This is a genomic window from Arthrobacter sp. TmtSoilC79, assembly GCF_059739405.1.
This window is the reverse complement of sequence record NZ_AP046051.1, coordinates 621,953-647,519: the sequence shown is the minus strand read 5'-3', so window position 1 is coordinate 647,519 and position 25,567 is coordinate 621,953. Positions and strand designations below refer to the sequence as shown.

Annotated in this window: 22 protein-coding genes and 1 pseudogene; 11 read left to right on the top strand and 12 right to left on the bottom strand. The window is 62.9% G+C overall.

What is annotated here, in order from left to right:
- Positions 1-93: 93 nt before the first annotated feature.
- The 7 genes from AC6JA3_RS03110 to AC6JA3_RS03080 all read right to left on the bottom strand — a co-directional run bounded on the left by AC6JA3_RS03110 (position 94) and on the right by AC6JA3_RS03080 (position 6,584).
- A complete protein-coding gene (locus AC6JA3_RS03110) occupies positions 94-753 on the bottom strand; it encodes a nucleotide exchange factor GrpE (protein WP_026543425.1) in 660 nt (219 codons plus the stop codon).
- 2 nt (positions 754-755) lie between these two features.
- Entirely contained in the window at positions 756-2,627 is a 1,872-nt protein-coding gene (gene dnaK / locus AC6JA3_RS03105) for a molecular chaperone DnaK (protein ID WP_026543424.1), read from the bottom strand.
- Positions 2,628-2,966: 339 nt separating this feature from the next.
- On the bottom strand, positions 2,967-3,197 hold the full coding sequence (locus AC6JA3_RS03100) for a hypothetical protein (RefSeq protein WP_026543423.1): 231 nt from the start codon (positions 3,195-3,197) through the stop codon (positions 2,967-2,969).
- A 3-nt stretch (positions 3,198-3,200) separates the two neighbouring features.
- Positions 3,201-4,007: a RelA/SpoT-related domain-containing protein gene (locus AC6JA3_RS03095; RefSeq protein WP_051421719.1), complete on the bottom strand. Its 807-nt coding sequence runs from the start codon at positions 4,005-4,007 to the stop codon at positions 3,201-3,203.
- Positions 4,008-4,145: 138 nt separating this feature from the next.
- On the bottom strand, positions 4,146-5,039 hold the full coding sequence (locus tag AC6JA3_RS03090; RefSeq protein WP_026543422.1) for a DUF817 domain-containing protein: 894 nt from the start codon (positions 5,037-5,039) through the stop codon (positions 4,146-4,148).
- Entirely contained in the window at positions 5,032-5,823 is a 792-nt protein-coding gene (locus AC6JA3_RS03085) for an oxygenase MpaB family protein (protein ID WP_026543421.1), read from the bottom strand. Before AC6JA3_RS03085 ends, AC6JA3_RS03090 begins: the two co-directional genes overlap by 8 nt.
- A gap of 17 nt (positions 5,824-5,840) precedes the next feature.
- A complete protein-coding gene (locus AC6JA3_RS03080; RefSeq protein WP_026543420.1) occupies positions 5,841-6,584 on the bottom strand; it encodes a TetR/AcrR family transcriptional regulator in 744 nt (247 codons plus the stop codon).
- A gap of 139 nt (positions 6,585-6,723) precedes the next feature.
- Between AC6JA3_RS03080 and AC6JA3_RS03075 the strand changes: the two genes are divergently transcribed.
- Both AC6JA3_RS03075 and AC6JA3_RS03070 read left to right on the top strand, forming a co-directional pair.
- Positions 6,724-7,656 (top strand): NAD-dependent epimerase/dehydratase family protein, encoded by a 933-nt coding sequence (locus AC6JA3_RS03075; protein ID WP_026543419.1) that lies wholly within the window; start codon positions 6,724-6,726, stop codon positions 7,654-7,656.
- A gap of 169 nt (positions 7,657-7,825) precedes the next feature.
- Positions 7,826-9,841 (top strand): esterase-like activity of phytase family protein, encoded by a 2,016-nt coding sequence (locus tag AC6JA3_RS03070; protein ID WP_026543418.1) that lies wholly within the window; start codon positions 7,826-7,828, stop codon positions 9,839-9,841.
- A 63-nt stretch (positions 9,842-9,904) separates the two neighbouring features.
- Here the strand turns inward: AC6JA3_RS03070 and AC6JA3_RS03065 are convergent, their stop codons facing one another.
- On the bottom strand, positions 9,905-11,041 hold the full coding sequence (locus AC6JA3_RS03065) for an ROK family protein (RefSeq protein ID WP_026543417.1): 1,137 nt from the start codon (positions 11,039-11,041) through the stop codon (positions 9,905-9,907).
- Between the two features lie 133 nt (positions 11,042-11,174).
- On the opposite strand from AC6JA3_RS03065, the gene AC6JA3_RS03060 reads away from it, so the two are divergent.
- Genes AC6JA3_RS03060 through AC6JA3_RS03025 form a run of 8 tightly spaced genes read left to right on the top strand, consistent with a single transcriptional unit; the run spans position 11,175 to position 19,366 of the window.
- Positions 11,175-12,221, top strand: coding sequence for a hydroxyacid dehydrogenase (locus tag AC6JA3_RS03060; RefSeq protein ID WP_347782546.1), 1,047 nt, complete (start codon positions 11,175-11,177; stop codon positions 12,219-12,221).
- A gap of 2 nt (positions 12,222-12,223) precedes the next feature.
- Complete coding sequence (locus AC6JA3_RS03055) at positions 12,224-13,570, top strand: sulfatase family protein (RefSeq protein ID WP_347782545.1); 1,347 nt, start codon at positions 12,224-12,226, stop codon at positions 13,568-13,570.
- A gap of 5 nt (positions 13,571-13,575) precedes the next feature.
- A complete protein-coding gene (locus tag AC6JA3_RS03050; RefSeq protein WP_347782544.1) occupies positions 13,576-14,862 on the top strand; it encodes an extracellular solute-binding protein in 1,287 nt (428 codons plus the stop codon).
- A gap of 29 nt (positions 14,863-14,891) precedes the next feature.
- A complete protein-coding gene (locus tag AC6JA3_RS03045; RefSeq protein WP_026543413.1) occupies positions 14,892-15,848 on the top strand; it encodes a carbohydrate ABC transporter permease in 957 nt (318 codons plus the stop codon).
- The gene (locus AC6JA3_RS03040; protein ID WP_223943823.1) at positions 15,845-16,732 is read left to right on the top strand and encodes a carbohydrate ABC transporter permease; all 888 of its coding nucleotides are present in this window, start codon (positions 15,845-15,847) and stop codon (positions 16,730-16,732) included. Before AC6JA3_RS03045 ends, AC6JA3_RS03040 begins: the two co-directional genes overlap by 4 nt.
- Entirely contained in the window at positions 16,729-17,649 is a 921-nt protein-coding gene (locus AC6JA3_RS03035; protein ID WP_223943824.1) for a Gfo/Idh/MocA family protein, read from the top strand. The genes AC6JA3_RS03040 and AC6JA3_RS03035 overlap by 4 nt, the downstream gene beginning before the upstream one ends.
- A gap of 34 nt (positions 17,650-17,683) precedes the next feature.
- Positions 17,684-18,475 (top strand): glucosamine-6-phosphate deaminase, encoded by a 792-nt coding sequence (locus AC6JA3_RS03030; protein ID WP_223943825.1) that lies wholly within the window; start codon positions 17,684-17,686, stop codon positions 18,473-18,475.
- 42 nt (positions 18,476-18,517) lie between these two features.
- Positions 18,518-19,366: a CPBP family intramembrane glutamic endopeptidase gene (locus tag AC6JA3_RS03025; protein ID WP_223943826.1), complete on the top strand. Its 849-nt coding sequence runs from the start codon at positions 18,518-18,520 to the stop codon at positions 19,364-19,366.
- Positions 19,367-19,462: 96 nt separating this feature from the next.
- Here the strand turns inward: AC6JA3_RS03025 and AC6JA3_RS03020 are convergent, their stop codons facing one another.
- The 4 genes and pseudogenes from AC6JA3_RS03020 to AC6JA3_RS03005 all read right to left on the bottom strand — a co-directional run bounded on the left by AC6JA3_RS03020 (position 19,463) and on the right by AC6JA3_RS03005 (position 23,943).
- Positions 19,463-20,071, bottom strand: coding sequence for a dihydrofolate reductase family protein (locus AC6JA3_RS03020; protein WP_026543408.1), 609 nt, complete (start codon positions 20,069-20,071; stop codon positions 19,463-19,465).
- 268 nt (positions 20,072-20,339) lie between these two features.
- Positions 20,340-20,681, bottom strand: a pseudogene (locus AC6JA3_RS03015) (DUF1016 N-terminal domain-containing protein); the annotation flags it as partial.
- Positions 20,682-20,725: 44 nt separating this feature from the next.
- Positions 20,726-21,805 carry a substrate-binding domain-containing protein gene (locus AC6JA3_RS03010; RefSeq protein WP_223943828.1) on the bottom strand — a complete coding sequence of 360 codons (1,080 nt, stop codon included), beginning with the start codon at positions 21,803-21,805 and terminating at the stop codon, positions 20,726-20,728.
- 116 nt (positions 21,806-21,921) lie between these two features.
- Positions 21,922-23,943 carry an NHL repeat-containing protein gene (locus AC6JA3_RS03005; protein ID WP_223943829.1) on the bottom strand — a complete coding sequence of 674 codons (2,022 nt, stop codon included), beginning with the start codon at positions 23,941-23,943 and terminating at the stop codon, positions 21,922-21,924.
- Between the two features lie 290 nt (positions 23,944-24,233).
- Here AC6JA3_RS03005 and AC6JA3_RS03000 point away from each other — a divergent pair, with 290 nt between their 5' ends.
- Positions 24,234-25,547 (top strand): ABC transporter substrate-binding protein, encoded by a 1,314-nt coding sequence (locus tag AC6JA3_RS03000; RefSeq protein ID WP_223943830.1) that lies wholly within the window; start codon positions 24,234-24,236, stop codon positions 25,545-25,547.
- The last annotated feature ends 20 nt before the right edge of the window (positions 25,548-25,567 follow it).

Below are 25,567 nucleotides of genomic sequence, written 5' to 3'. Positions count from 1 at the left end.
CCACTGCCACGAGGGTCCCGACGCGAGCTTGCGAGCCTTGGGAGTGGCAGGGGACGGGCACCGCCCCATATCCGGTGTAGCGACAAGGTGGGACTAAGCCGGAACCGCGACGATGACCTGGGCTGCACGCAGGACCCGCTCACCGGAGCGGTATCCCGAACGCAGCACCTGGCTGACAGTGTCAACCTCGATGTCTTCGCCGGGCTGCTGGATGAGTGCTTCGTGGATGGTGGGGTCGAATTCGACTCCAGTGTCCGCGATGCGTTCCAGTCCGTACGTCTTCAGCGCGTTCTCCAGCTTGGTGGCGATGGCGGCGAAGGGGCCGTCTTCGAGGTCACCGTGCTGGCGGGCGGCGTCGACGTCGTCCAGCACCGGGAGCAGGGAGTTCAGGACGCCAATGACGGCCATCTCTCCTGCTACGGCGCGGTCGCGTTCGACGCGCTTGCGGTAGTTGACGTACTCAGCCTGAAGGCGGAGGAGGTCGTTGCGGAGCTCCGCAGCCTGGGCTTCAGCCGCGGCACCGGAGGCTACCGATTCCTCTGCCGGCACCTCTACCCCGTTGAGGATTTCCTCAGCCTGGGAGAGGGCGTCGCCGTCCGTGGGAGCGGCGTTGCCTTCGGTGGGAGCCGCAGCTTCGCTGTCGGGCTGACGTGCTGCCCCGGTCTCCGGGTCAACCTTGCGGTTGTCCCGGATTACCGGCTTGCGCGGCTCGTTGCCTTCTGAGTGCTCTGCTTCGTTGCCGTGGTGAGGCATGGCTACTTCTTCGCTTCGTCTTCGTCGATGATTTCGGCGTCGACGATGTCCTCGTCAGCGGCCGAACCTGACTCGCCACCGGCAGGAGCACCTTCGGCGCCGGCACCCGGAGCGTCAGCTGCAGCGGCCTGCGAGTAGATGGCTTCGCCGAGCTTGGTCTGGGAAGCCTGGAGCTTCTCGAACGCAGTCTTCACAGCGGCGTCGTCGGTGCCTTCCAGAGCGGACTTGAGGGCGTCGACGTCGGCCTTGACCTCGGTCTTGACTTCCTCGGGCAGCTTGTCGTCGTTGTCGGCGATCAGCTTGTCCACCGAGTAGGCGAGCTGCTCTGCGGAGTTACGGGTGTCCGTAGCTTCGCGGCGGGCCTTGTCCTCTGCAGCGTGCTCTTCGGCTTCACGGACCATGCGGTCAATGTCGTCCTTGGAGAGCGCCGTGCCACCGGTGATGGTCATGGACTGTTCCTTGCCGGTGCCCTTGTCCTTTGCGGACACGTGGACGATGCCGTTGGCGTCGATGTCGAAGGTGACCTCAACCTGCGGAACGCCGCGGGGTGCCGGAGCGATGCCGGTCAGTTCGAACGTGCCCAGCGGCTTGTTGTCGCGGGTGAATTCACGCTCGCCCTGGAAGACCTGGATGGCCACGGACGGCTGGTTGTCATCAGCGGTGGTGAAGGTCTCGGAACGCTTGGTGGGGATAGCGGTGTTGCGCTCGATGAGGTGCGTCATGACGCCACCCTTGGTTTCGATGCCGAGGGAAAGCGGGGTGACGTCGATGAGGAGGACGTCCTTGCGCTCACCCTTCAGGACACCGGCCTGGAGTGCAGCGCCAACGGCCACAACTTCATCCGGGTTGACGCCCTTGTTGGGCTCCTTGCCGCCGGCGAGTTCCTTGACGAGCTCGGAGACAGCAGGCATACGGGTGGAGCCACCGACGAGCACAATGTGGTCGATGTCCGCAACCTTGATGCCGGCTTCGGCGATGACGTCGTTGAACGGCTTCTTGGTGCGGTCCAGCAGGTCCTTGGTGAGGTCCTGGAACTTGGCACGGGTCAGCTGCTCGTCCAGGTGAACCGGGCCGTCGGGGGTGACGGAGAGGTACTGGAGGGAGATGTTGGTGCTGGTGGAGGAGGACAGTTCCTTCTTGGCCTGCTCTGCAGCTTCGCGGAGACGCTGGAGGGCGATCTTGTCCTTGGAGAGGTCGATGCCCTTGACCTTGAGCTGGTTCAGGAGCCACTCGACAACGCGGTTGTCCCAGTCGTCGCCGCCGAGGCGGTTGTCACCGGCGGTTGCGCGGACCTGGATGGTGGAGAAGTTGTCTTCGTCCTTGCCAACCTCGAGGAGCGAGACGTCGAAAGTACCGCCACCGAGGTCGAAGACCAGGATGAGTTCGTCTTCCTTGCCCTTGTCCAGGCCGTAGGCCAGTGCAGCCGCAGTGGGCTCGTTGACAATGCGGAGGACGTTGAGGCCTGCGATTTCGCCGGCTTCCTTGGTGGACTGGCGCTCGGCGTCGTTGAAGTAGGCCGGAACGGTGATCACAGCGTCGGTGACCTTTTCGCCCAAGTAGCTCTCGGCGTCGTTCTTGAGCTTCATGAGGATACGCGCGGAGATTTCCTGCGGCGTGTACTTCTTGTCATCGATGGCGACGTTCCAGTCGGTGCCCATGTGGCGCTTGACCGAAGCGATGGTGCGGTCGATGTTGTTGACGGCCTGGCGCTTGGCGATTTCGCCGACCAGGACTTCGCCGGACTTGGAGAACGCAACCACCGACGGCGTGGTGCGGCCGCCTTCTGCGTTGGCGATAACGGTGGGCTCGCCACCTTCGAGAACAGAGACCACGGAGTTGGTTGTTCCGAGGTCGATACCTACTGCACGTGACATATCTTGTTTCCTTTCAATGGCCGATGTTGGAGATTGCACCCTGGCAACGGTCCGCTGGGCGGTCTACGTGCCGGAAGCCTGCTCAACAATCGGCTAGTTGAGCGTTCTGCACTCAACTGTACTCAGCCTCGGAAAGATGTCAATCCAAAGTTGAGTGAAGTACGCTCAACTTTGCTTTTCAGCTCCGGAAACATCCCGGAATCACGGGGCCGGAGGGCTGGTTTCGCCCACGGTGAACTGGCAGTTGCACTCGGGTTCAATTGCTCTAGATGACTAGTGGAACGCAGGAAGGGCCCGGCCGTCTGCTGACTGCCGAGCCCTTCCTCTACGAGGTGCGTTTTAGGCGCTTAAAGCGTGAACCTCTTTGCCCGTGAAGTAACGCGAATGAGTCTTCTGGACTGTCTCCAAAGAGTCGCTATTCAGCGAGACGACTTCCCAGTCCTCGCTGGGGCGCAACTTCTCCAGACGCAGTCGCTCTAAGAGCGCTGCTTTATGACCATCGGCTCCAGGAAATGCTGTAACCAGCCGATCGCCGGTAAGACGGTTGTACTCGATAACATAACCAGGCATGTCTCATTCCTTCCTAGTAAGCCGCATGGTATCAAACGAAGCTTTGAGATTCGCCAGTCCTTCCAGGACCACATTCTCCGTCTCGTCCATGTCTCTTTCCGCTTTGGTGAATTCTCTCAACGTGCTCTTGGACGGCTGCTCTTTGGCCTCTTCCAAGCTGCGAAGTGTGCGGACTTTGCTACGGCGCCGCTCAAGTGTGGAGAGGCCACTAGTGGAGATGTCTTGCAGATCAACGACGAACTTTTTCTCCCTATCGTCCGTGGGCAATTCATCATATCGAATCCCCCTGCCCAGCACGTCTGCTGCTGCTTCATAGGTGTTCGCCCATCGGCCTTGAAGGTGGGTTCTGATTTGGACTTCAACTCGTGCCGGGAGTTTTAGCCAGAGGTGAAGCGCGCGGTATCCACTATGCGGGCTGTCCCGCATGTCGCGACAGCACACCTGCAGATCGTGACCAAACAGACCAGCGATGGCATTCGCCACGCCATCCTGCTCATCAAGGGTCATTTCTGCTTCAAACCGCACGCCAGCTATGTCTTGCACGCTTTGCAAGGGCGTCGAGTGGTCGCGCTGAAGCTTCTCTCGCAGGGTATCGATGGTCTTGGGGCGGGAGGTAACCTCCGGTATGCGCTCACCAAGTAACGGAGTCCAATCCAACGCTTTGATCTTTGATTGCGTGTCGGCAGCTACGTCGTTGTAGTACACCATCACGGCATCGTAGGTGGGGAGTGATTCGGGAATTGGCCTGGAGTCCCTGATGCAGATGCCCAGTTTACGCAACTGATTGGTGGTCCAAGGTAAGTCCGGCATGCTGTGATCTTATGTGATTCGTTGGCCATCGACCGCCCGTGAACTGCAAGTACCAGCGGAAAGTTGCACCTAAGGACAGAGCACCCCTACATTTCGCCCCTTGTACCCCCGAACGACCTCGTGGTAAACGGGCAGCACTCAAGAAGATACGCGGCGAAGCCTAGAAACCCCCGCGTCCGTGGCAGCGTCCAACGGTTCCGGTTTGTAGACCCACGCCACCAGCACCACCGAGATGATCATGAGCAGGAACCACGCCAGCAGCTTGTCGATGGAAACTGCCTGCCAGCCCTCCAACTGGTTCGGATAGAGCCACGCGCGCGACCAGGTTCCAATGTTCTCGGCGAACCAAATGAACACCGCCACGAGCAGGAACGACACCAGGATCGGCATGCGGAAGCGCCGCCGGAACACCCGGAAGTGCATCACGCACCGCCCGTAGACAACCACGACGGCGGCCAGCAGCACCCAGCGGAGGTCGAAGATGTAGTGGTGCGAGAAGAAATTCACGTAGATCGCACCAGCAACCAGGGCCGTGATCCAGCGGCGCGGGTAGCGGTCGAAGCGGAGGTCGAACAACCGGAAAACCCGCACCATGTAGGAGCCCACGGCGGCATACATGAACCCGCTGAACAGCGGGACCGCGCCGATCCGCAGGACGCCCTCGGCCTCATACGCCCAGGAACCGACGTCCGTCTTGAACAGCTCCATCACCGTGCCCACCACGTGGAACAGCACGATCACCCGCAGTTCCCGCAGGGTTTCCAGCCTGAAGGCGATCATCAATACTTGAATAACGACGGCGGCAAGGGTCAGGAAGTCGTTCCGGGCGAGGCCGGCGTTGTCCGGATACCAGAGCCGCGCCCCGAAAATCACGGCGAGCAACGCAGCACCGAACACGCACGCCCACGCCTGCTTCAGCCCAAAGACCACGAACTCGGTGAGCCCGGCCTGGAGGCGGCCTCCGCGGAACCGGTCCAGGTAGCGGTGGGCGGCGTCGTCAATGGACTCCTCAACCGAGGTGAAGTTACGCATGCGGCACCTCGACTCCCACGTCCAGCCCGCCAAGGTAGTAATCCCGTGGCCAGTGCCGGATCCGTTGCGGCAACCGCGGATAGATACGCCCCAGTACCCGCATGGTCCGCTCAAACCGGCGGGCATGGCCGGCGCCCCATTCGAAGCCAAAGCCTTCACGAAGATGCTCCGGCAACAGGCCGGCTGTGAGGAAGCGCGCCAGCGGCATTGCGAGTCGCAGGACCCGCGGGCCGCCCACCGGATAGAGCAGCTCCCGGGCAACCCTCAGCGCCTGGTCGTCCGGCCGGAGTCCGCGCACGCGAGCATCCCAATATGCGGCGAACGCAGCACGATCAGCGGGCCACATATCCGGCGGAAGCTGCAGGGCTGTCCCGATCCGCGCGTACTCGCGGTAAATGCGGTCGGCGGTGTCGTCGTCGAGCTTTCCATGCACTTGTTCGTAGACAGTGACGGCAGTGTCGTAGAGGGTGGCGACTACCCACAGCTGGGATTCGACGTCGAAGGCGTTGTACCCCTTGGAGGCGCCGGCCGGTCCGCGGCGGACGGGCGCGTGGGCGCGGTTGACGGCGCGGCGAACGGCCGTAAGCTGCTGTTCAGAACCGTAAACCACCGCGTAGACGTAGGTCATGGTGGCCCGAAGCCGTTCCATGGGACGCTCCGCGAAATTGCTGTGCTCGGCTACGCCGTGGCCCACCCTGGGGTCTGCGATTTGCAGGAGAATCGCGCGGCCGGCGCCTGCGAGCAGGACCCCCTCCGCACCAATGTCTGCAAGCCCTCGAACCATCTGAATACTGTAGCGCCCTAGCCTTGGAGCCCCGCCAGGCCCTGGAGGACTCGCAGTTGGTGGTCAAAAAGTTCGTCCCGCGCCTTGAAAGTATCCGGGCCGTACTGCCCAAAAACCTCAAAGCTGACAGCCCCGAACACGGACGTCCACACCAGTACACCGCGCGCCAAAGCTGCGTCCGGGGCCTCGAGGTGCATCTCCTCACGGATGGTCGCCAGATCCGCTGCCAGCTTTTCGGGAATCACGACGGCGGGACTCACCTCTGCGTTCAGCGCACCTGCACGGTAGGCGGCGTCAAAGATACCGACGAGCCGGACGATGACTCGTGTCCCGGGTCCCGTGGTGCGTTCGCCAGGTGCTTGGTATCCGGGCACGGGACTGCCGAAAAGCAGCGAATAGCTGGCAGGTTCACGGATGGCCCAGGCGCGGACAGCCTTGGCGAGCGCAGCGAACTGCCCGGCGAAGTCATCCCCGGGCACAGCGTTCACTGCTGCGTCGACTTCATCACCCAGCTCGTTGTAGCCGTCAATCAGCAGGAGCGTGAGGAGTTCGTCGCGGTTGTCCACATAGCGATAGACGGCAGAGGATACGACGCCGAGATCCCTCGCCACAGCGCGCAGGGACAGGGCCGCCGCACCATGGACAGCCAGGTGCTCCCGGCCGAGCCGGATGATGTCGGCGATGGTCTGGCGGCGGGCACGCTCGCGGGGAGTGGGAGCCTTCGCCTTCGTCATGGCTGCGGCAGGTTCGGCTGGAGTCATGTCCCCAGCTTGCCACAATGGAGAGCGGTGTCAACAAATGAGAGCACTGCTCTTGACAGACGTTAATGCGCAGTCCATTCTGATTGAGAGAGCAGTGCTCTCACATTCAAATCCCTGCAGATCCGAAAGAAGGACCACCATGTACGTCGTCACAGGAGCAGGACCCGTTGGCTACAGTGTTGCGGAGCGATTGGCAGGGCAAGGTCACCAGGTTCGTGTTTTGACGCGATCCGGCAGCGGCCCGGAGCATCCCTTAGTTGACCGGATCCGTGCGGACGTCTCTGATCCTGCGCAGCTCAAGGACGCCGTGCAGGGTGCCATCGCTGTCTTCCACTGCATCCACGGATCCGCCTACCGGACAGCGGCATGGGCCGCCGAACTCCCGCAAGCAGAGCAGGTGGTGATGGATGCAGCGGCGGCCGCGGGCGCCGTCGTCGTATTCCCCGAAAGCCTGTACTCGTACAGCGAGCCGGACAAGGTCATGGCTGAATCGAGCCCGCGGGAAGCTTCCGGCGGAAAGCGCGGCGTCCGGGTCCAGCTGCTGAAAGCACGGGAGCTGCACGCTGCGAATACGGTGAGCGTCATAGCCGGGGACTTTTTTGGGCCGCGGGTAAAAATGGCCCACGCCGGGGAACGGATGGTCCCTTTGGTTCTGGCAGGGAAGCGGATCCAGGTCATCGGAAGCGCAGACCAGCCGCACTCCTTCACGTATGTTCCGGACCTCGCCGCGGCCATGATCGCTGCGGCGCTGGAACCCCGGCTGTGGAACAGCGTGCTGCACGCACCGACCGGCCAGCCGATGACCCAGCGCGAAGTGGCTGCAGCCTACGCCGACGCCGCGTGGGTTTCCGTCCCGAAAGTGAGTGCAGTACCCGGTTGGGTACTGCGGGCTGCCGGCGTCTTCTCCACCGACATGCGTGAGCTGGCGGAGATGCTCTACCAGTTCGAGCGTCCCTTTGTGATGGACTCGACCGCCAGCCAGCGGAGGCTCGGGCTTGAACCCACTCCCCTGCCCGAGGCAGCAGCAGCCACCGTGGCGTGGTGGCGGAGCGCCGGGCGGCAGGCCATGTAGCCGCAGCCCGAGGGGCGGCAGGGCACGCAGCCAATGTCTGAAAATGTTCGAATCATGGATTTCAGACTTGAGGGCTGAAACCCTTGAGGGAGTGCGCAGGGGACGTATCCGGAACGTCCCGCAAAGCACCAAAACCACCCCCACGGGACACTCAATGAGGAGATCTTCCATGTCCACATTTGCCATCAATCGCCGTCAATTGCTGCAGACCGGGGGCATCGGCGGGCTCGCCGCAGCATTGTCGGCAATGTCCTCCGGCGCAGCGCAGGCCGCACCCCGGAACCAGGCCGCCGGCGGTCCCGTGATCACCAACCTGGGACCCGCCGTCGTGCAGTTTTCCTTGATGAGTTCGTTGCTGGTGGGCGATACCGTCTACATCGGGTCCCGCAACCTCAGCCCTGCGCGGGTGATCGGTTTCCACCTTCCCACCGGCAAAGTCACCTCCCGCACTGACCTTGGATCCGGCTACAGCATCCAAGCGCTGGCCGCCGACTCCACGGGTCGCTACCTCTACGCCGGCGTGCTCCGCGACGGTGTGGATGGGAAACCGAATATCTACCGCTGGGACCTGAGCACGCCCAGCTCTCCGGCAGTGGGTGTTGGTGAAACCGGGGACCGGGACATCAGGGCCCTGGCCGTTGCTCCAGACGGCAAGGTCTATGCAGCAGGTGGCGGTGAGACCTCCAAGGCTCCTTCTCTCTGGGAATACGATCCCGGAACGAACGCCACCACCAGCTGGGGGGTGCCGGATCCAGGGGCAACCATCGCGCAGGCCGTGGCCGCCACTGACAGTCACGTGTACTTTGGCACCGGCAGCACCTTGGGTGGTGGCAACGGTTCCAGCCCGGCACGCCTGTTTGCGTTTGATCGAACAACCAAAGCATCCACGAACATCCTCCCGGCCGAAGTCTCCACCGGCGTATCCGTTACCTCGCTCAGCGTCCTGAATGGCCAGCTCGGAGTGGGCGTCAAGGGCCCAGGGAAATCCGTACTCATCAATCTGGCAGACCACTCCAAATACGCGATCATCGCCAAGACCGGGGTGATGTTCCGGCAGTTGGGCAACGACGTTTTCTTCGTGAAGGAGCCGGGCGTCTGGTCCTACAACATGGTCAGCAAAAAGATCACCCAAATCCTCACGGAGGATGTTGGGGCCATGTGGGGCTTGGACGTCTACGGCAACAAGGCGCTCACTGTCTCTTCCTACGACGTCATTGAAGTCGATCCTGTGGCGAAGACCGCCGTCAAGCGTGATCTCACACAGGCTGGAGCTCCGGGCGGTCCGCAACTCTGCATGGGCCTCGCCGCGGGTGCGGGGGACGTGTATGTGGGTGGCACCGGAACCATTGCGCGTCACCAGCTGGCTGCGAACCAGGTTTCCTACCTTCGGGCGACGGGCGAAGCCAAGGATGCCGTGATCGTGGGTGGAATCCTCTACACCGGCCAGTACAACTCCCGGGGCATCTACTCCTACGATCCCTCTACCGGGCAACTCCCCTACCAAGTGGCCGCGCTCCCGCCGGGACAAAACCGTCCCCTGGATGTCTGCTGGGACGCCGTGAACGGGCTGGTCATTGCCGGGGCGCAGAACGATACCGGTGGTGGCGGGTGCTTCGCTGCTTACAACCCGGTGACCACGCAGGTGATCTCTAAGGTCAACCCCATCGATGCCCTTCAAATGGTGCGGGCCGTGGCCACGAAGGATGGCGTGGCGTACCTCGGAGGGGACAATATTTATGCCACCGGCCCGCGAAGCACCGTGGTTGCCTGGGATCCGGTAGCAAACCAGGAGTTGTGGCGCGTGGATCCGGGACAGCCGCAGGGCATCGCGGCAATGGCCATCCACGGCAAGTTCCTCTACGGCATGTCCCGCAAGGCCTCCGGCCTGTTCGTCATTGACCTCGACACCCGCCAAGTGGTTCACCGGGGCGACCTGAGCAGCGTCTGCACCGACTTCGGCGCCCTCCAGGTCAGCCGCGGAATCGTGTACGGCGTCTCCGACACCACCGTGTTCCGCATTGATCCGATCACGTTCGCGGTGTCCGTTGTGGTGGCCGGCATCAACGGCGGCTGGTACAGCGGCCCCCACATCACCGCCGACGAGAACGGCTTGCTCTACACGCTGCAAGGATCCGACCTCGTCAGGATCGACGATCAGCAGGCAATGCAGACCATGCGGCGCTAAGCCGCACTAGCCCATGTAAGTAGCAGCAGATGCCGTGTTGAGCCCTGCAAACGGCATCTGCTGCTATCCAGCCGGGCTGGCGGTGAAAAGTCGCGCAAGCACCGAACATGCAGCACCCCTGGCCAGCGCTACGGGATCCGCTATGGCGGTATCAAAAATTGGAGGCGGAGTATTCGCGTGGTCGTATTGGCGCACGAACGCGGCCTTGGTCTGCTCGGCAAACGTCCCCAGATCGGCTTCGGGCGCGAAGCCGACCACCACCTGACCGGGGCCCAGGACCTTGGCCATGTTCGCCATTCCAATGCCCAAGTGCCATGCCGCGTCGGCAATCAGGCTGGAATCGGCGTCGGGGTCTATCCCCCGGTCCTGGCCGCTCCGCTGCAGTTCACGCTGCATGCCCCAGAGGCTGCCTCGGGTTTCGAAACAGTCCTCCGCGCCGCAGTGGCAGGGTCTGGCCGGCTCGGGACCGGTGATCGCCCGCGAATGAGCGAAACCCCCTGCAGAACCGTTGAAGCCACGCTGGATACGGCCTTCAACCACGACGGCGGCGCCAAGGCTGGTGCCGACGCTGAAGATGAGCATCTCGCGGCCTGCAAAGACGCCGTCGAAAAGCAGCCCGCGCGTGTAGGCGTTGACGTAACTGTCGATGACGACGGGGTGGGCTGCGACTTCTTCGAGGAGCTCTTGGAAGGCTATATCAGCCCAACTCATGGCCCCGCTGTGCCGCACCAGGCCACTCGCTTGGTCCACAACGCCGGAGATGGCCACCCCCACACCAATAAGCTTGGGCTCCCTGCCGCCTGCAGCATCGCGCACTGCCCGCGCCGCGGCTGCCGCGGCTTCGGCAGGTTCAGTGGATGCCAACGGCTCGCTGTGCGCGGCCACCACTTCACCGCGCAAATCGACGACGACGGCGTGCGCTTCCGTAGCAGACAACCGCACGCCCGCGGCGAAAACGCCCTCGCGGCCAAGTTCGAGCAGGCGGGCGGGCCTGCCGCCCGTACTGGGCGCGATCTCGGTCTCAACCAGCAGGCCCGAGTTGATGAGCTTGCCCGTTATTCCGGTGACGCTGGCAGCACTCAGGCCGGTCTGCACCGTGATGGTGGCCCGGGAGACGGGCGATTTGGTCCGCACGACGTCGAGCACCAGGGCCTCGTTGATCTCACGGATCAGGGCCTTGCTGCCTGCACGTGGCTTCATTGCTGGTGGCTCCTGTTGTTGCGCGGCAAAGGATCCCACCCATTCTGGCATCCGTAGCGCTATTGCTTTCACACTCTCCATCATACTTACTTTAGTCATTGACAAAAGATACTGAAACTGGCAATCTCAACCCATGAACATCAACAACGGCGTTGCATCGACACCACCGCCACCCACCGCCGCCGGACTGAGGATTCTCCTGAGCATCCCGGACGTGGAACGGGCGGCCTTCATCTCCCCGGAAACCCAGGCTGCACTGAACCAGTTGGGCGAGGTTACCGCCATCGCACCGGCCCAGCTCCAGTCATTGGACGCTTTCGCCGCCGCGGCAGCAGGGACAGACATCTTCATCACAGCCTGGGGCTTCCCCCGCCTCGATGCCGAACACTTGGCAGCGGCGCCGAACCTCAAATGCGTCGTCCACGCCGCGTCATCGCTGCACGCCCTTGTCAGCGACGCATTTTGGGCCGCCGGTATCCCCATCTCCCAAGCGGGAGCAGCCATGGCCCCGGCCGTCGCGGAGCTCTCGCTCACCTTCACTCTGAGCCTGCTGCGCCGCGTGCACCAGCTCGATCACAGCCTCCGCAACGGCACCAACTGGGACGATGCCCGCGCTGTACCCAGGGCCCGTGAAATCTCCGGCGCCCGCATCGGCGTAGTCGGCGCCTCACGGACGGGCCGCCGCTATATCGACGCCTGCCGGGCACTCGGCGCAGAGGTACGCGTCTATGATCCGTACCTCCTTGAAGGGGATCCCCTTGCAGCCAGCTCCGCCACCTTGCATGGCCTCATGGCAAACAGCGATGTCGTCGCCATCCACGCCCCCGCCACCAATGAAACCGCGGGGCTGATCGGTGCTGCCGAACTCGCCCTGCTTCCGGATGGGGCAGCGTTAGTGAACACGGCCCGCTCCACCATCGCGGACATGGAAGCCCTCTATAAAGAGGTGCGTTCGGGCCGGATAGACGCTGCGTTGGATGTCTTCGACGCCGAGCCCCTTCCCGCAGATGACCCATGGCGCACCCTGCCGAACGTGCTCCTTACTCCCCACCTCGGCGGAGCCACCATCGACTCCAGACGCAGGGCGGGCGGCATTGTGGTTGACGAACTCCGCCGCTTCATCAGCGGCCAACCCATGGAACACGCCCTGACCCGGGCCGACCTCGAAAGGATGGGCTGACCATGCGCAATATTCTCCTGATCCACTGCCACGACCTTGGCCGTTTCCTGGGCACCTACGGAGTGGAAACGGTCTCAACCCCGCACTTGGACGCCTTGGCCGATGAGTCCGTGCTCTTCGAGCAGGCCTTCGCCACAGCTCCCCACTGCAGCCCGGCCCGGGCCTCCTTGTTCACAGGTACGTATCCCCAGAGCAACGGTGTCCTTGGGCTGACGCACGAGCCGTTCGGATGGGACCTCAAAGAGCCGAAAGACCACATCGCCTCCAGGCTGAAGTCTGTCGGCTACCAAACCGAGCTCGTCGGCGTGCACCACGAATCGCGCGTCCTTGACGACGACGTTGTGGCCAGTCGGCTCGGTTTCGACCACGCCCGTACGGGAGGTACGCGGGACGTCGTCGTAGATCGCGCCACTGACGCCCTGCGTCGGATGTCCGGCAGCGACCGGCCCTTCTACCTGCAGGTGGGCTTCACCGAGCCGCACCGGGTGCCCTCCGCAAGGGACCGCCCAGGAGTGATGGGGTTCCTTGCCGATGGCGTGGAACCGGACGTCTCCTTGGGGCATTCCGTTCCGGCCCATTTGGTGGACGATGCCGGTGCCCGCGAGGAAATCGCCGAGCTCCAGGGCGCGGTCAAACACATGGATGAAGGCGTCGGCAGCATCCTGGCGGAACTCGATTCGCTGGGCCTCCGCGACCAGACGCTGGTGCTGTTCACCACCGACCACGGGCTTGCGCTGCCCCGTGCCAAATGCACCCTGTACGACGCCGGACTCGGCGTTGCGCTGATGCTTCGCCATCCCGGCAACCCGGCGTGGTCCGGGAGGCGCGTGTCGGACATCGTCAGTCACGTCGATGTCCTGCCCACCCTGTTGGACCTGGCAGGACTGCCAACTCCGGACGGCCTCGCCGGAACAAGCCTGAGGCCAGCCGTCGAAACGGGAGACACTCCCCGCAGCCACTGTTTCAGCCAGCTGAGCTACCACACGTACTACGACCCCAAACGATCAGTGCGGACACCCACCCACAAACTGATCGTCAACTTTTCCAACGCACCACGCGCCATGGATCCCACACAATCCTGGATCCACCGCAGCCTGCCGGCGGACCTTGGCGGGCCCACCATCGGCACCAGCCCGGCGACGGAACTCTACGACCTCACCACAGACCCTGAGGAACTGGACAACATCGCCGGCCATCCGGAGCAGTCGGAAATCCTCAGGGATCTCTCCGCTGCCCTCTTCGACTGGATGTTCGAATGCGGAGACCCCCTCCTCACCGCCCCCGTAGCAGCCAGCCGCCACCATTTCGCGCTCAGCGCGATCCAAGAAGCCACCCTCACCCGAAAGTAGCCACCATGTTCATTCGAAAGATGCACCGCACCGCATTGGCGACAGCCGCCGTCGTCACCGCCGCCATTGCGCTCACCGCCTGCGGTTCCGCCGGTTCTACAACGTCCGACGGCGGCCAAGCCAGCGGCAAGGTGACGCTCTGGATGTACCCCGTCATCAAGGACGAGACCGCGAGCAAGAAGTTCTGGCAGGACACGGAAGCCAGCTTCGAGAAGGCAAATCCCGGGATTGACCTGACCATTGAGCTCCAGACGTTCGACAAGCGGGACGCCCAGATCTCAGCGGCTCTGGCAGCTGGCTCCGGCCCCGACGTCGTACTCATTACGCCGGACCAAGCCGCCACCTACCGCAACGTTCGTGGACTGCTGCCCGTGGACAAAGCAGTTGAGAAGGACAAAGACAGCTTCTACCCCGGCACTTTGGAAGCGGCGACATTCGACAAAGAGGTGTTCGGAGTTCCGCTGTTCCAGAACATCAACACCACGGCGTACAACACCAAGATCTTCGCGGACGCCGGGATTCCACTGCCCAAGACCTGGGACGACCTCCGCAGTGCCGCGCCGGTACTGGCGAAGAAGGGCATTGCCGTGATGGACTACGCCGGCAGCCCCGAGCAAACGTTGAACCTGTCCTTCTATCCCCTGCTGTGGCAGGCAGGCGGGACAGTATTCACCGATGATGCCAAGGACGTTGCTTTCGACTCCGAGGCCGGAGTCTCGGCGCTGCAGTTGCTGGTGGACCTCAAGAAGCTTGGCGGACTGCCAGCGGATGCAGCCACCGATGGCCCCAAAGTCGAAGGTGCGCCGATCGCCGCCGGCAAAGCAGCGATGCGTGCCACCACTTCCCTGCCTGAGCTGAAACAGATGCGCGCCGCGCTCGGTGCCGAAAATGTTGCCCTCGGAGCTCCCTTGCAGGGCAAGGTCCAGGCAACCTACGGCAACCCCGGATTGCTGGCACTGACTTCCATCAACAAGAAGGAAAACCGCGACGCTGCCTACACGGTGATGAGCTACCTGAGCTCGGCTGAGTCCCAGAAGGCCCTCAACGCCGCTGCGGGCAACCTGCCCACCCGTACCGACGCCGCGGCGTTGGGCACCGACGCCGACTCGCTTGCCATGGCAGAGGCTTTGAAGTCCGCCAACCCCGGCGAACCCTCCCCCGCTGCCCGCCAGGTGATGGGCGCCCTCGCGCCGAACATCCAGGCGGCACTTCGTGGAGATGTCACCGCCAAGGAAGCCCTGGACCGTGCCGCTAAAGAGGCTCGCGGCATCCTGCAGCGCTCGGCATCCTGAGTCCAGCCCAACCACTGATTGGTCACCCCATGTCTGTAAACACCCGCACCAGAAACACACTGGCCGGTCGACATCCCGAGTTGACGGCACCCCCGCTCAAGACCTTTGGAGCCAAGACGGCCCGTAACCGCGAGGCCATTGCCGGGATCCTCTTCGTGCTTCCCACCTTGGTCATTTTCGGCCTCTTCAAGTTCCTCCCTATCTTTGGGGCGGGCGCCATGAGCCTGACCGAGTACAGCCTCAACGGCGACTTCGAATTCCTGGGGGCGGATAACTACACACGGCTTGCCGCTGATCCAAACTTCTGGCAAAGCCTCAAGGTGACGTTCCTGTACGTGGCCATCTTCGTGCCGTTCATCATCGGAGTCTCCTTGGCCGGGGCGGTCCTCTTGGACAAACTGGTCCGATTCACCGGGACTTTCCGGGCGTTGCTGTTCATTCCGTACCTCAGCTCATTCGTCATGGCCGGCATCATCTGGACGTGGATCTTCTCCACGGACGGTCCCCTGAATGCAGCCTTGGGCGGCCTGGGCATGGGCCCCGTGCCCTTCACCTCCGGACCCCAACTGCTGGTCCTTCTGTCCCTGGCCGTGGTGTCCGTCTGGAAAGGATTCGGCTACTCCATGCTGATTTTCCTGGCCGGACTCAAAGCCCAACCCGCAGAGGTACACGAGGCTGCCCGTATTGACGGTGCCGGCGCCTGGAAATCGTTCTGGTACGTCACGCTGCCGCTGCTGAAGCCCGTGGTGTTTTTCGTCCTCGTCATCGAAACCATCGTCGGCTTCCAGGTCTTCGACACCATCTACGTCATGACCGGCGGCGGACCCGCCCGGGCCAGCCACAGCCTCATCTACTTCCTGTTCGACGAAGGCTTCAAGTTCTTCGACTTCGGCTACGCCTCAGCCATCGGCGTGGTGCTGTTCGTCATCGTGCTCATCCTCTCGCTCATCCAGCAGCGCTTCTTCGAAGGTAAGGAATCCAAGTGACTGCCACAGTTCCCAGCCCCTCAATAGGCGGGCGTACTCCGGGCCACTCCACCGGCGCTAATCCCCGCCGCAGCACCGAAAAACGCCGCCAGCGCACCCTCACTTGGGTATTGGCAGTGATCTCACTCTTCACCGTGGCGCCACTGATCGCCGTTGCCGTGCTGGCGCTCTCCCCGGAGGAAGCCCCCACACTGCCCTACGCGTTACCGCCGTCGTTGACGTTGGACAACATTGTCCGCATCTTCAACGTAGGCGAATTCCCGCTCTGGCTTTGGAACTCTTTCTTGTACTCAGCAGTGTCAGTGGTGGTGGTCCTGCTGACCGCTGCCATGGCCGCTTACGCCTTGGCCCGTAAGAGGTTCCCGGGACGGAACGCGCTGCTGTGGGCCATTATCGCCACCATGATGGTGCCCGTTCAGGCCACCCTGATTCCCACGTTCATCCTCATCTCCAAGATGGGCGGCGTGAACACCCTGTGGGGCCTGATCCTGCCCACCTTGGCCAACGCCCAGGCGATCTTCCTCATCCGCCAGTTCGTCAGGGACATGCCCGAGGAGCTCTTCGACGCAGCCCGCATTGACGGCGCCGGTGAGTGGCGTACTTTCTGGCAGATCGTTCTTCCGCTGATCCGTCCGGTCCTGGCAACGCTGGCGATCTTCGTCTTCCTGTGGCACTGGAACGACCTCCTCTGGCCACTGGTGGTGGGTCAATCCGACACTGCCCGGACGCTTACCGTGGGCTTGGCAACCTTGAACACCGAGACGGCCTCCACGTCCAACGTCATGGCTGCAACACTGGTCAGTTTCATCCCGTGCCTGGTGATTTTCGCCCTCCTGCAGAAGCACATCGTCGCCAGCATCACGCACAGCGGGGTCAAGGGATGACCGCTATTGCGCCCATCCGCTTCGGACTCATCGGTGTGGACTCCCCGCACGCGCCTTCGTTTACCCGCCTCTTCGGCAACGGTTCCGACGGCGTTGTCCCCGGCGGCACGGTGACGCACGCCTGGAAGGGGGAACCGGCGTCGGACTTTCCGTTGAGCCGCGACCGGATCGACGACTTCGCGGACGAGGTGAGCGGGTTGGGCGTCACCATGTGCGATTCGCCGGAAGCCGTGGCCGAGGCCTGCGATGCCCTGCTGATCGTGTCCTCCGATGCAAGGACGCACCCACGCTATTTTGAGCGCGTGGTGCGGTTCGGCAAGCCGATTTACGTGGACACCCGGTTCGCTCCTACCCTTGCTGAGGCCCGCACCATGCTCGCCCAGGCGCAGGCTTCCGGAACTTTGGTCCTGGCCGGCTCTCCCAAGCGGTTCACGCCTGAGTTCCAGGAGGCCCTTTCCCGCGGGACCGGGCAATCCGTATCTTTGGAAGGTCCCCTCCCCACCCAGCCCGGCCACCCGGGCCTTTCCTGGTACGGCGTGCATCTGGTGGACCTCGCAGTGGCCGCCCTGGGGGCCGGACCGGAGACGGTAACGGTCGACGCCGTTAGGCCGGGGTCACCGGCCAGCGCCACCAGCGTGACGGTCCGCTGGGGAGACGGCCGCGTGGTCTCGTTGACGGGCGAAGCGGAATGGAGCGCCTTTACGTCAGGACGCATCGACACCGATCGCGGCTGTTCCGAGTTCTCCATCGAGGCGGGTCCGCCCATGCTGGTGGGCCTTCTTGACGGGATCGTGAGTTCCATCCGGACCGGGACACCGAATGTGCCGTTGCGGGAGATCCTCAGCATCGTGGCAATCGTGGAAGCCGCCAATAAGAGCCTGGAAGCCGGCACGCCCGTCAGCCTCTCACCCAACTGAGCAACAGCTATCTTTTACTAGCCAAAGGAAGCCCATGGCAGAAGTCATCATTGTCCGCGACCCCATCGAGGCCGGAAGCGTCGCTGCATCCATCTTTATGCAGCAAATCATCGCAAACCCCGCCACCGTCCTGGGCCTGGCAACAGGTTCCACCCCGCTGACAACCTATTCGGCCTTGGCCAAGGAAGTGCGGGAGCACAGCATTGATGTGTCCCGCGTGGGTGGCTTCGCCTTGGACGAGTACCTCGGCGTCCCGCCTGAGCACCCGGAAAGCTACCGTTCGGTGATTGCCCGCGAGGTTGTGGAACCGCTGGGGCTTACTCCGGAGCAGGTGTTCACTCCGCGGGGAACGGGCCCCGACATCGCCCGCGCCGGAGCCGAGTACGAAGCCATGATCACGGACGCCGGGGGCATCGACATCCAAATCCTGGGCATCGGTTCCAACGGCCACGTGGGATTCAACGAGCCCGGGTCCTCCCTCGCATCAATCACGCGTATCAAGGCACTGGCCGAACAGACGCGCAGGGACAACGCGCGGTTCTTTGGTTCCTTGGAAGAAGTCCCAACCCATTGCATTACCCAAGGGCTTGGGACCATCCTCCGGGCAAGGCAGTTGGTGCTGTTGGCGTTCGGTTCCTCTAAGGCAAAGGCTGTTGCCGCTGCGTTGGAAGGCCCAGTGTCCTCGGCAGTTCCGGGCTCCGTCATTCAGCAGCATCCGCGGGCGACGGTGATCATCGACGAGGACGCCGCCGCCCGGCTGGCGCACTCGGAGTACTACCGGCACGCATGGCAATCGGCACAAGATCTGCGTGCAGTAGATTTCTAGGTGGGGGCAATCCATCGTCCCGCAGACTCAAGGGGGCATTACGTGGACCAATCCGTCCGTTCATCACCGTGGAAAGCGTTCTGGGATAAGGGTGGTTGGTGGCGGGCCATCCTGCTGGCCGTTCTCTATATGGCGATTTACCTTGGTGCCGGCCTGGTGATTGGTCCCATTGCGGGAGACCAGGTGGTAGCCGAGGACCTCTTCCGCACGCCCGAGAGCGTCTTTGTCGGCCTGACGTTGTCGCTGATTATTGGCAGCGCGGCACTGGCAGCATTCGTGTATTCGGTGAAGTGGTTTAAACCGCTGTTCGCTCCCCAGCCGATCAAGGGTAGCTGGTGGATGTGGGTTGCGCCGTTCTTCCTGGTGGCTGCCATTGCGCTGCGCTTTCTGGGCATCAACTACAGCAGCTATCAGGCATCCGTGGTGGTCATCATGCTGCTCACGGGTTTGCTGATCGGTTTTGCCGAGGAAATCCTTACCCGCGGCATCGTGGTGAAAATGCTGCGCGACTCCGGGAAGCCGGAGTGGGTAGTCATGGTGCTGTCTTCCTTGGTCTTTGCGTTGCTTCATTCCGCGAACGTCTTGTCAGGCATGCCGATCGTCACCGTCTTGGTGACCGTGCTGTTTACGTTCGGCTTCGGCATTTGCATGTACTTGACTCTCCGGGTCACCGGCAACCTGATCTGGCCCATGATCCTGCATGCCCTCTACGACCCCACGCTCTTCCTGTCAACTGGCGGCATCGACCAGGCCGCCGCGGGTCCGCAGAGCCCGCTATTACAGTTGGCAGGCCCGGCCAACATGATCTACATGCTGATCGCCGTAGTCGCGTTGATTTTCGTTCGCGGACGGGTGCAGCGTGAACCCCTCGCCGTTCCGGTCCTGCGCTAGCCCAGGCGACACAGCAGAAAACTGAAGCGTTCGACGGCGGGTGCCGCACCCGCCGTCGAACGCTCCAGTTAAGTGCAGCGGCAGTTTACTGCGGCTTCAGGATTGACCGATATCGATGCCCGTAACCGGCGCCCCGGCACGCTCGTACGCCAGCGCTACCGCCCCGTTGGGAAAGCCCTGCGGCGGCTGAACCAACCGGAAAGCCGCGGGTACCCCGGCTCCGTCGGCCCACAAGCGCTTGCCTGTGCCGAAGGTGAGCGGGTAAAGGTACAAATTGAGCCGGTCCACCAGGTCCGCGTCGAGGAGTGACCGTACCAGTTCGCCGCTGCCGATCACGTGGATATCGTTGAAGCGCTCCTTCAGGGCAGCGAGCTGATCAAGGTTTCCCAACGTCGTCGTTCCGTCCCACTGAGGGTCGGTCAAGGTCTTGGAAACCACGAATTTGGGCAGGCCGTTCAGTGTCCGGGCAATGTGGTCGTCCTGGTTGGGCCAGTATGCGGCGAAGATGTCGTACGTCCGCCGACCCAGCAGAAGGGCGTCCATCCGGTTAATCCCATCGACGATCGCGGCACCGGCTTCCTCATCTGAGTAGGCGGCCTGCCATCCGCCGTGCTCGAAGCCGCCCGAGCGGTCCTCGTCCGGGCCGCCCGGGGCCTGGTACACGCCGTCGAGGGTGATGAAGAGGTCAACGGACAGAATTCCCATGGTGTTCTCCTGTTAAGGGTTGGGGTCTGGTCTTGCCGGTGTGCAGTGCGCTTCCGCGGACATCCTAGTCCTGGCACAGAGCCGGCGGGAGGGTCGCGCGGTGAAGGCAATGCGACTAATTTACAAGCGTCTCCTGGGAGGCGCTCGGCTGTTCCTCGTCAGGATCTGCCCATTCGAGGGCAGCGACAAGGTGGCTTTCGTTGGGCAGGGCTTGCTGTTCGGAGGCCGGGAGCTTGTCGTATGTATAGGCGGCCACTGCCATGGGTGAGGTGACGTGCCCCCACGGCAATTGTGCAACAACTTGTTGCACAATTGGGTCCGGCCATGCGTCGGCAAAGGCCCGCATATAAAAGAGGTTCCGTCAAGACAGACCCTTCATATCCGGGAACTCTGCACGGAGGTCCTCGGCCAGGCGCCCCATGACGCCGCTCCCCCATTGCTCGATCTGCTGACGCTCCAACACAGTCTTCCCGATCGACCAATACAACTCGATCAGCTGTGTGTTGACGGTTCGACGGGCGGTCTGACGCGCATCGCGCACGCGTTTCTTGAGCGCATCCAAGAGATCTTTGTAATCTGCGGGTAAAGCCAGGGCACGCGAATCAGTCATGCCTCAAACTATTGACCGCCACTGACATTTCTCAGAGCAGACCCCTACTCCGCGTCCTCCCCCGTCACCGTGGACTCCCGGATGATCAGCTTCGGGGCCAGGCTTACGCGGCGCAGTGCAGGCTGCACGGCGGAACCCGTCTTTGCCGCAAGACGTTCCATGCACATGGCGACGGCGGCATGTCCAACGTCGCGCTTGGGCGGGGCGATGGAGGTCAGGGGTACAGGGGCGAGGTCCGCAACTTCGTCGTCATAGGCCACAATCGCCAGGTCCTCGGGAACATCGACGCCGGACTCCTCAGCCAGGTTGATGAGCGTGATGGCCTCTTCGTCCGGCAGCACCAGGGCCGCATGGGTATCGGTGCGCCGGCAGTCCTTCAGGAACTTGGCAAACTCCTTCTGGTTGTTGCCTGCCCCCACCACTGAACGGACATATTCCATGACGGGTGCATCTGTTTCGAGGCCAAGCTTGGCCACCATGCGCTCGTGGCTTTCGCGGAGCCAGGGTGCCGTGGAGCTGCTCGCTATGGCCAGCCCTATCCTGCGGTGGCCCAATGATGCCAGGTGCTCGATGGCAAGTTCGGCCCCGTAGCTGTGATCGGACATCACGGACTCGAACACCCGGCTTGACCGTTCCACCAGTACCACGGGAATCCGCAGTCCGGACAGCAATTCGAACGTCGGAGACCCGGGTTCCAAGGGTCCGGCGGTGGCCAACAGTATGCCGTCCACCGAGTTTGCCACCATGCGCTGGAGTTGCCGGTGCTCATCCTCGGTGGAGTAGTTGCTGACCCCCAGGATGAGCCGCGCGTTCAGTTCCCTGGCTGCAGCTTCTGCGCCCCGGATAATTTCGGGAAAGTAGTACCCGGCGGTGGGAACGATGAGGCCAAGGGTTGCCAGTGGCTGGCGGGATCTCCGGCTGACTGTTTCGCCCGGCCGTTCGGCCACCATCCGCACCGCTCCCCCATGGACCCTCCTCAGCAGGCCCTGGGCCGCGAGCTGTGTGAGGTCCCGGCGGATGGTCATGGTGGACTGGCCGCTCTTTTCGGCAAACCCGTTCACGGTCAGTGTCCCGCGCAACTCCAGCTCGCGGAGTATTTTCTCGTGGCGTTCCCCGCTGAGCATGCCAATCCTCTTCCGGAATCCAAATGGTCAAACAAGCATAAATGAACGCTGTGAGGCCCGCTCTGCGCGTTAAATACTCGCCAGAGAGCGCAAAGCGGGCCCCGCAACGCCAGCCACTACCGTCGGGGGTAGTCGTCGATCCGAACAACGTTCCGGCCACGCATCGTGTAGAGGTAGCCGTCTTCGTCGTTGGTGATGTGCGAGCCGCTGTACCAGCCGCCGTCGATATCGGCCACAACCGTGGCGAGCTCGAAGGTCTTGGGATCAAAGCGGAAAACGTCCGTGTCCGAGACACCATAAACAGCACCACGGTTGGTGACCAAGGCCGCGAATCCGGTGCAGACCGAACTGATGTCGGCCTGGTGCACCACCACGCGCCGTGGCAGGTCGATGACGAACATGCGCCCGGTCCGGACGATCCCGTACAAGTACCGTCCCTGCACAGCCAAGGCAGAAACGCCTGCGCCGAGGCCCGGATCGAGGCGCCACAGTTCCTTGCCCGTCACAGGGTTCATCGCCACAACAGTGCCGGGCCCCTCGGTACCGGGCCGTCCGCCGCCAAGGTAGGCAACGCCGTCGCGCGCTGTTACTGCACGAACCAGCTGCACCTTGTCCACGGGGTTGAGGAAGAATCCGGACTTGCCCGTGGCGGGATCGTAGGTCCAGAGCGAGCCACCGCCCTCGGTGTCAGCCTGGGCGCACACCAGGACGAGCTTGTTGACCTCGTCCCAATGGACGTCCAGGGGACGGTTCTGTTCGGAGGAGAACTTGGCCACCTGGCTGATGGGCTTGCCGCTGCGCGGATCGTAGCTCCAGATGCCCTGGGAGCTGTACTGGCCGGTGTAAAGCACGTTGTCCACCACCACGGCGTCCTTCGCTTCGCCCGGAACCGTCATGTTGGTGACCTGCCCGTCCTTCAGCGACCGACGCGAGATGACGCCATTGCCGCCCACATACACCAGGCCACCCCCGGCTGCCAGCCCCATGGCTTCCTGGGCATCCGACGGCGCTCCGGCCTCGCCGAGGTCCGTGGTCTTGTACGTCCCGGAAACGGGGTCGATTTCCGCCACGAAACCGAAAGCGGAGGTGACCAGCAGCTTGCCGTCCAAGGCATCAACGCCCCAGATTTCGCCCAGGAACGGCCCTTGGTATGGCACAGCTGCAACCTTGTTGCCGGACAGTGAGTACGCCAGGAGACCGGCCTCGTTGGCGAAGTAGACCTTGTCCCCGATCGCGGCGAAGTTCTTGGCGGTCTTGCCTTCGGATGCGGCCGCGGCGTAGGAGGTCGGGTTGGCGATGCTGACGGCGGCGATCTTGGAAGTGGACGTGGAAGCAGCCGAGCCCACCAGGACTTTGTCGCCAACAATTGCCAGGTCCCGGATGCTGGGATCTGCCACCATCTCTGCAGGCGTGACGTTGGTGAAGGTCTTGGCAGCGCGGTTGTAAGCGTAGAGGCATGCCCTGCTGGCGCTGCCGCCGCCGCCCAAAGTGCTGCCTGCGCCGAAGAAGATGGTGGAGTCCGTGGCCGCAACCGCACGGGCCAGGGTAGCGCCGGCATCGGGAACACCAAGGTTGGAAACCGTTCCCGTGGCGGGGTCGTATTCCCACAACGCCGGCGCCGTCCCGCTGCCGCCGCCCACAGCGTAGAGGCGGCCGTTGGGGGCTACGCTCAGGTCTCGGACGTCGCGGTCCCCGATCCGCCCAATGGGCTTGGCTTTCACACCCGGGTTGGAAAGGTCCCAGCGGAACAGGTTCGGCTTGGGCCCGGTGGTGTTCTGCAGGACGCCGGCGTACAGGTACCGGCCCGAGGCGTCGGCGGCCAGGGTTTGGATGGCGTAGCCGTTCTCCAACTCGGTCACCCCGGTGACCTTGCCACTGGGAACATGGAACGCCACAATGCGCACGGGATCCAGGTTCCGCGAGCCGATGAACAGCGTGTCGCCTACCAGCAGCCCGCTCATCAGGGAGAACTGGACGACGCCGGGGCCAAGGTCCAGCACTTCGGTCGCCTTGGTTTTGGACGCGGGAAGAGTGGACGCCGACGCCGACTGGCCGGCTGCCAGCCCGATGGCCGCCGCGAGCGAAGCCGCGCCGCCAACTTGAAGGACTGCCCGCCTGCTGATGTTCGATTTCTCCATTGGAATCCCTGTTCTTCGGTGGTGACTTTTCAGTAGTCGCTGATTCGGGTGTCCAGAATTCATAGCAGCGCCGAACGACCAGCGTCCAGCATTTTTGTTCGTTCAAACACAATTGGCATCGGTGATGCATCGCCGGAATGCGGTTCAAAGACGCAGGCTTCCTTGCTGAATGTTTGAATTTGTTTGAAACGTTGAAGATGTTCGAACTTGCCGATTACATGGATTCATCGCATGTGGCCCCAACCACATGTCCCCTCTCTTCGCATCGCAAGTCTTCAAAGGAGAACACCATGAAGCGTCGTCACCTATTCGCGGGGGTGGCCGGCCTGGCGGCCAGCACCTTGCTGCTCGCAGCCTGCGGGACCGGCCCCAGCACCTCCGCTGCTCCTACGCCCACGGAAGACCCCTCAGGGTCCATTACTTTCTGGTCCTCACTGGCCGGGATGGACAAAGTGGCTGAAGCGTTCAACGCCAGCCAGGACAAGATCAAGGTCAGCTTCGAAACCATCCCCAACGGCGCCAACGGTGGTTACGCCAAGCTCTCCACCGCCATCACGGCAGGCAACGGCCCGGACGTCGCCACCATCGAATACCCCCAGTTGCCGCAGTTCGTCAGCAACAGCCAGGTCATTCCGCTCGATGGCCTGATCAACAAGTCCGAAACTGTGGACAAGCTCACGGACGAGACAAAGGCATTGGTCCAGTTCGGCGGGAAGACCTATGCCCTTCCGTACGACGCCGCCCCGATGCTCATGTGGTACCGCAAAGACATGCTGGCGAAAGCCGGCGTCGAGGTCCCTAAGACCTGGGACGAATTTGAAGAGGCAGGCAAGAAGCTCAAGGCCGTAGCGCCTGACTCCTACCTGGCCAGCTTCAACCCCAACGAGGTAGCGGCGAGCGCAGGTCTGGCCTGGCAGGCAGGGGCCAAGTGGTTCGGCACCGAAGGCGACAGCTGGAAAGTTGGAGTCAACGACGAAGCAACACAGAAGGTTGCCAACTACTGGCAGAAGCTGATTGACCAGAAGATCGTCAAAGTCACCCAGGCCTACAGCGACGAGTGGAGCCTGGACCTCGCCAACAGCACTGTGGTTGGCGTAGTTGGCGCGAACTGGAGTGCCACCGGCATCCAGAAGCGCACCGAGGCCAGCGGCCAGAAGGGCCAGTGGATCGCTGCCGAGCTGCCCAACTGGGGCAACGAATCCGGCGCTTTCTACGGCGGTTCCAGCTTCAACGTGACCAAGAGCAGCAAGAACCCCGCCGCTGCCGCCAAGTTCGTCGAGTTCCTCACCACCAACCAGCAGGCCATCAAGGCCCGCGGCAACACCGGCTCCGCGTTCCTGGCCTTCCCGGGCCTGACGCCCGTGGCCCAGCAGGCCTACGACGCCAGCTACTTCGGCAACGACATCTACGAGGTCTTCACCAAGGCGTACGGCACCATCACCCCGGGCTGGCAGTGGGGACCCAACTGGGACATCACCAACACAGCCCTTAAGGATGCCTACGGCAAGCTCACCACCGGCGGCACCATCCTTGGCTCCGTCGATACCGCCCAGGACGCCACAGTGGCCAGCCTGAAGCAGGCCGGCCTGTCGGTCAAAGAGTAGTTCCGTCAAAGAGTAATTCG

Excerpts from the sequence above, each read along its gene's own strand:
- AC6JA3_RS03110 (WP_026543425.1), bottom strand. The coding sequence starts at position 753 with ATGCCTCACCACGGCAACGAAGCAGAGCACTCAGAAGGCAACGAGCCG.
- dnaK (WP_026543424.1), bottom strand. The coding sequence starts at position 2,627 with ATGTCACGTGCAGTAGGTATCGACCTCGGAACAACCAACTCCGTGGTC.
- AC6JA3_RS03100 (WP_026543423.1), bottom strand. The coding sequence starts at position 3,197 with ATGCCTGGTTATGTTATCGAGTACAACCGTCTTACCGGCGATCGGCTG.
- AC6JA3_RS03095 (WP_051421719.1), bottom strand. The coding sequence starts at position 4,007 with ATGCCGGACTTACCTTGGACCACCAATCAGTTGCGTAAACTGGGCATC.
- AC6JA3_RS03090 (WP_026543422.1), bottom strand. The coding sequence starts at position 5,039 with ATGCGTAACTTCACCTCGGTTGAGGAGTCCATTGACGACGCCGCCCAC.
- AC6JA3_RS03085 (WP_026543421.1), bottom strand. The coding sequence starts at position 5,823 with ATGGTTCGAGGGCTTGCAGACATTGGTGCGGAGGGGGTCCTGCTCGCA.
- AC6JA3_RS03080 (WP_026543420.1), bottom strand. The coding sequence starts at position 6,584 with ATGACTCCAGCCGAACCTGCCGCAGCCATGACGAAGGCGAAGGCTCCC.
- AC6JA3_RS03075 (WP_026543419.1), top strand. The coding sequence starts at position 6,724 with ATGTACGTCGTCACAGGAGCAGGACCCGTTGGCTACAGTGTTGCGGAG.
- AC6JA3_RS03070 (WP_026543418.1), top strand. The coding sequence starts at position 7,826 with ATGTCCACATTTGCCATCAATCGCCGTCAATTGCTGCAGACCGGGGGC.
- AC6JA3_RS03065 (WP_026543417.1), bottom strand. The coding sequence starts at position 11,041 with ATGAAGCCACGTGCAGGCAGCAAGGCCCTGATCCGTGAGATCAACGAG.
- AC6JA3_RS03060 (WP_347782546.1), top strand. The coding sequence starts at position 11,175 with ATGAACATCAACAACGGCGTTGCATCGACACCACCGCCACCCACCGCC.
- AC6JA3_RS03055 (WP_347782545.1), top strand. The coding sequence starts at position 12,224 with ATGCGCAATATTCTCCTGATCCACTGCCACGACCTTGGCCGTTTCCTG.
- AC6JA3_RS03050 (WP_347782544.1), top strand. The coding sequence starts at position 13,576 with ATGTTCATTCGAAAGATGCACCGCACCGCATTGGCGACAGCCGCCGTC.
- AC6JA3_RS03045 (WP_026543413.1), top strand. The coding sequence starts at position 14,892 with ATGTCTGTAAACACCCGCACCAGAAACACACTGGCCGGTCGACATCCC.
- AC6JA3_RS03035 (WP_223943824.1), top strand. The coding sequence starts at position 16,729 with ATGACCGCTATTGCGCCCATCCGCTTCGGACTCATCGGTGTGGACTCC.
- AC6JA3_RS03030 (WP_223943825.1), top strand. The coding sequence starts at position 17,684 with ATGGCAGAAGTCATCATTGTCCGCGACCCCATCGAGGCCGGAAGCGTC.
- AC6JA3_RS03020 (WP_026543408.1), bottom strand. The coding sequence starts at position 20,071 with ATGGGAATTCTGTCCGTTGACCTCTTCATCACCCTCGACGGCGTGTAC.
- AC6JA3_RS03010 (WP_223943828.1), bottom strand. The coding sequence starts at position 21,805 with ATGCTCAGCGGGGAACGCCACGAGAAAATACTCCGCGAGCTGGAGTTG.
- AC6JA3_RS03005 (WP_223943829.1), bottom strand. The coding sequence starts at position 23,943 with ATGGAGAAATCGAACATCAGCAGGCGGGCAGTCCTTCAAGTTGGCGGC.
- AC6JA3_RS03000 (WP_223943830.1), top strand. The coding sequence starts at position 24,234 with ATGAAGCGTCGTCACCTATTCGCGGGGGTGGCCGGCCTGGCGGCCAGC.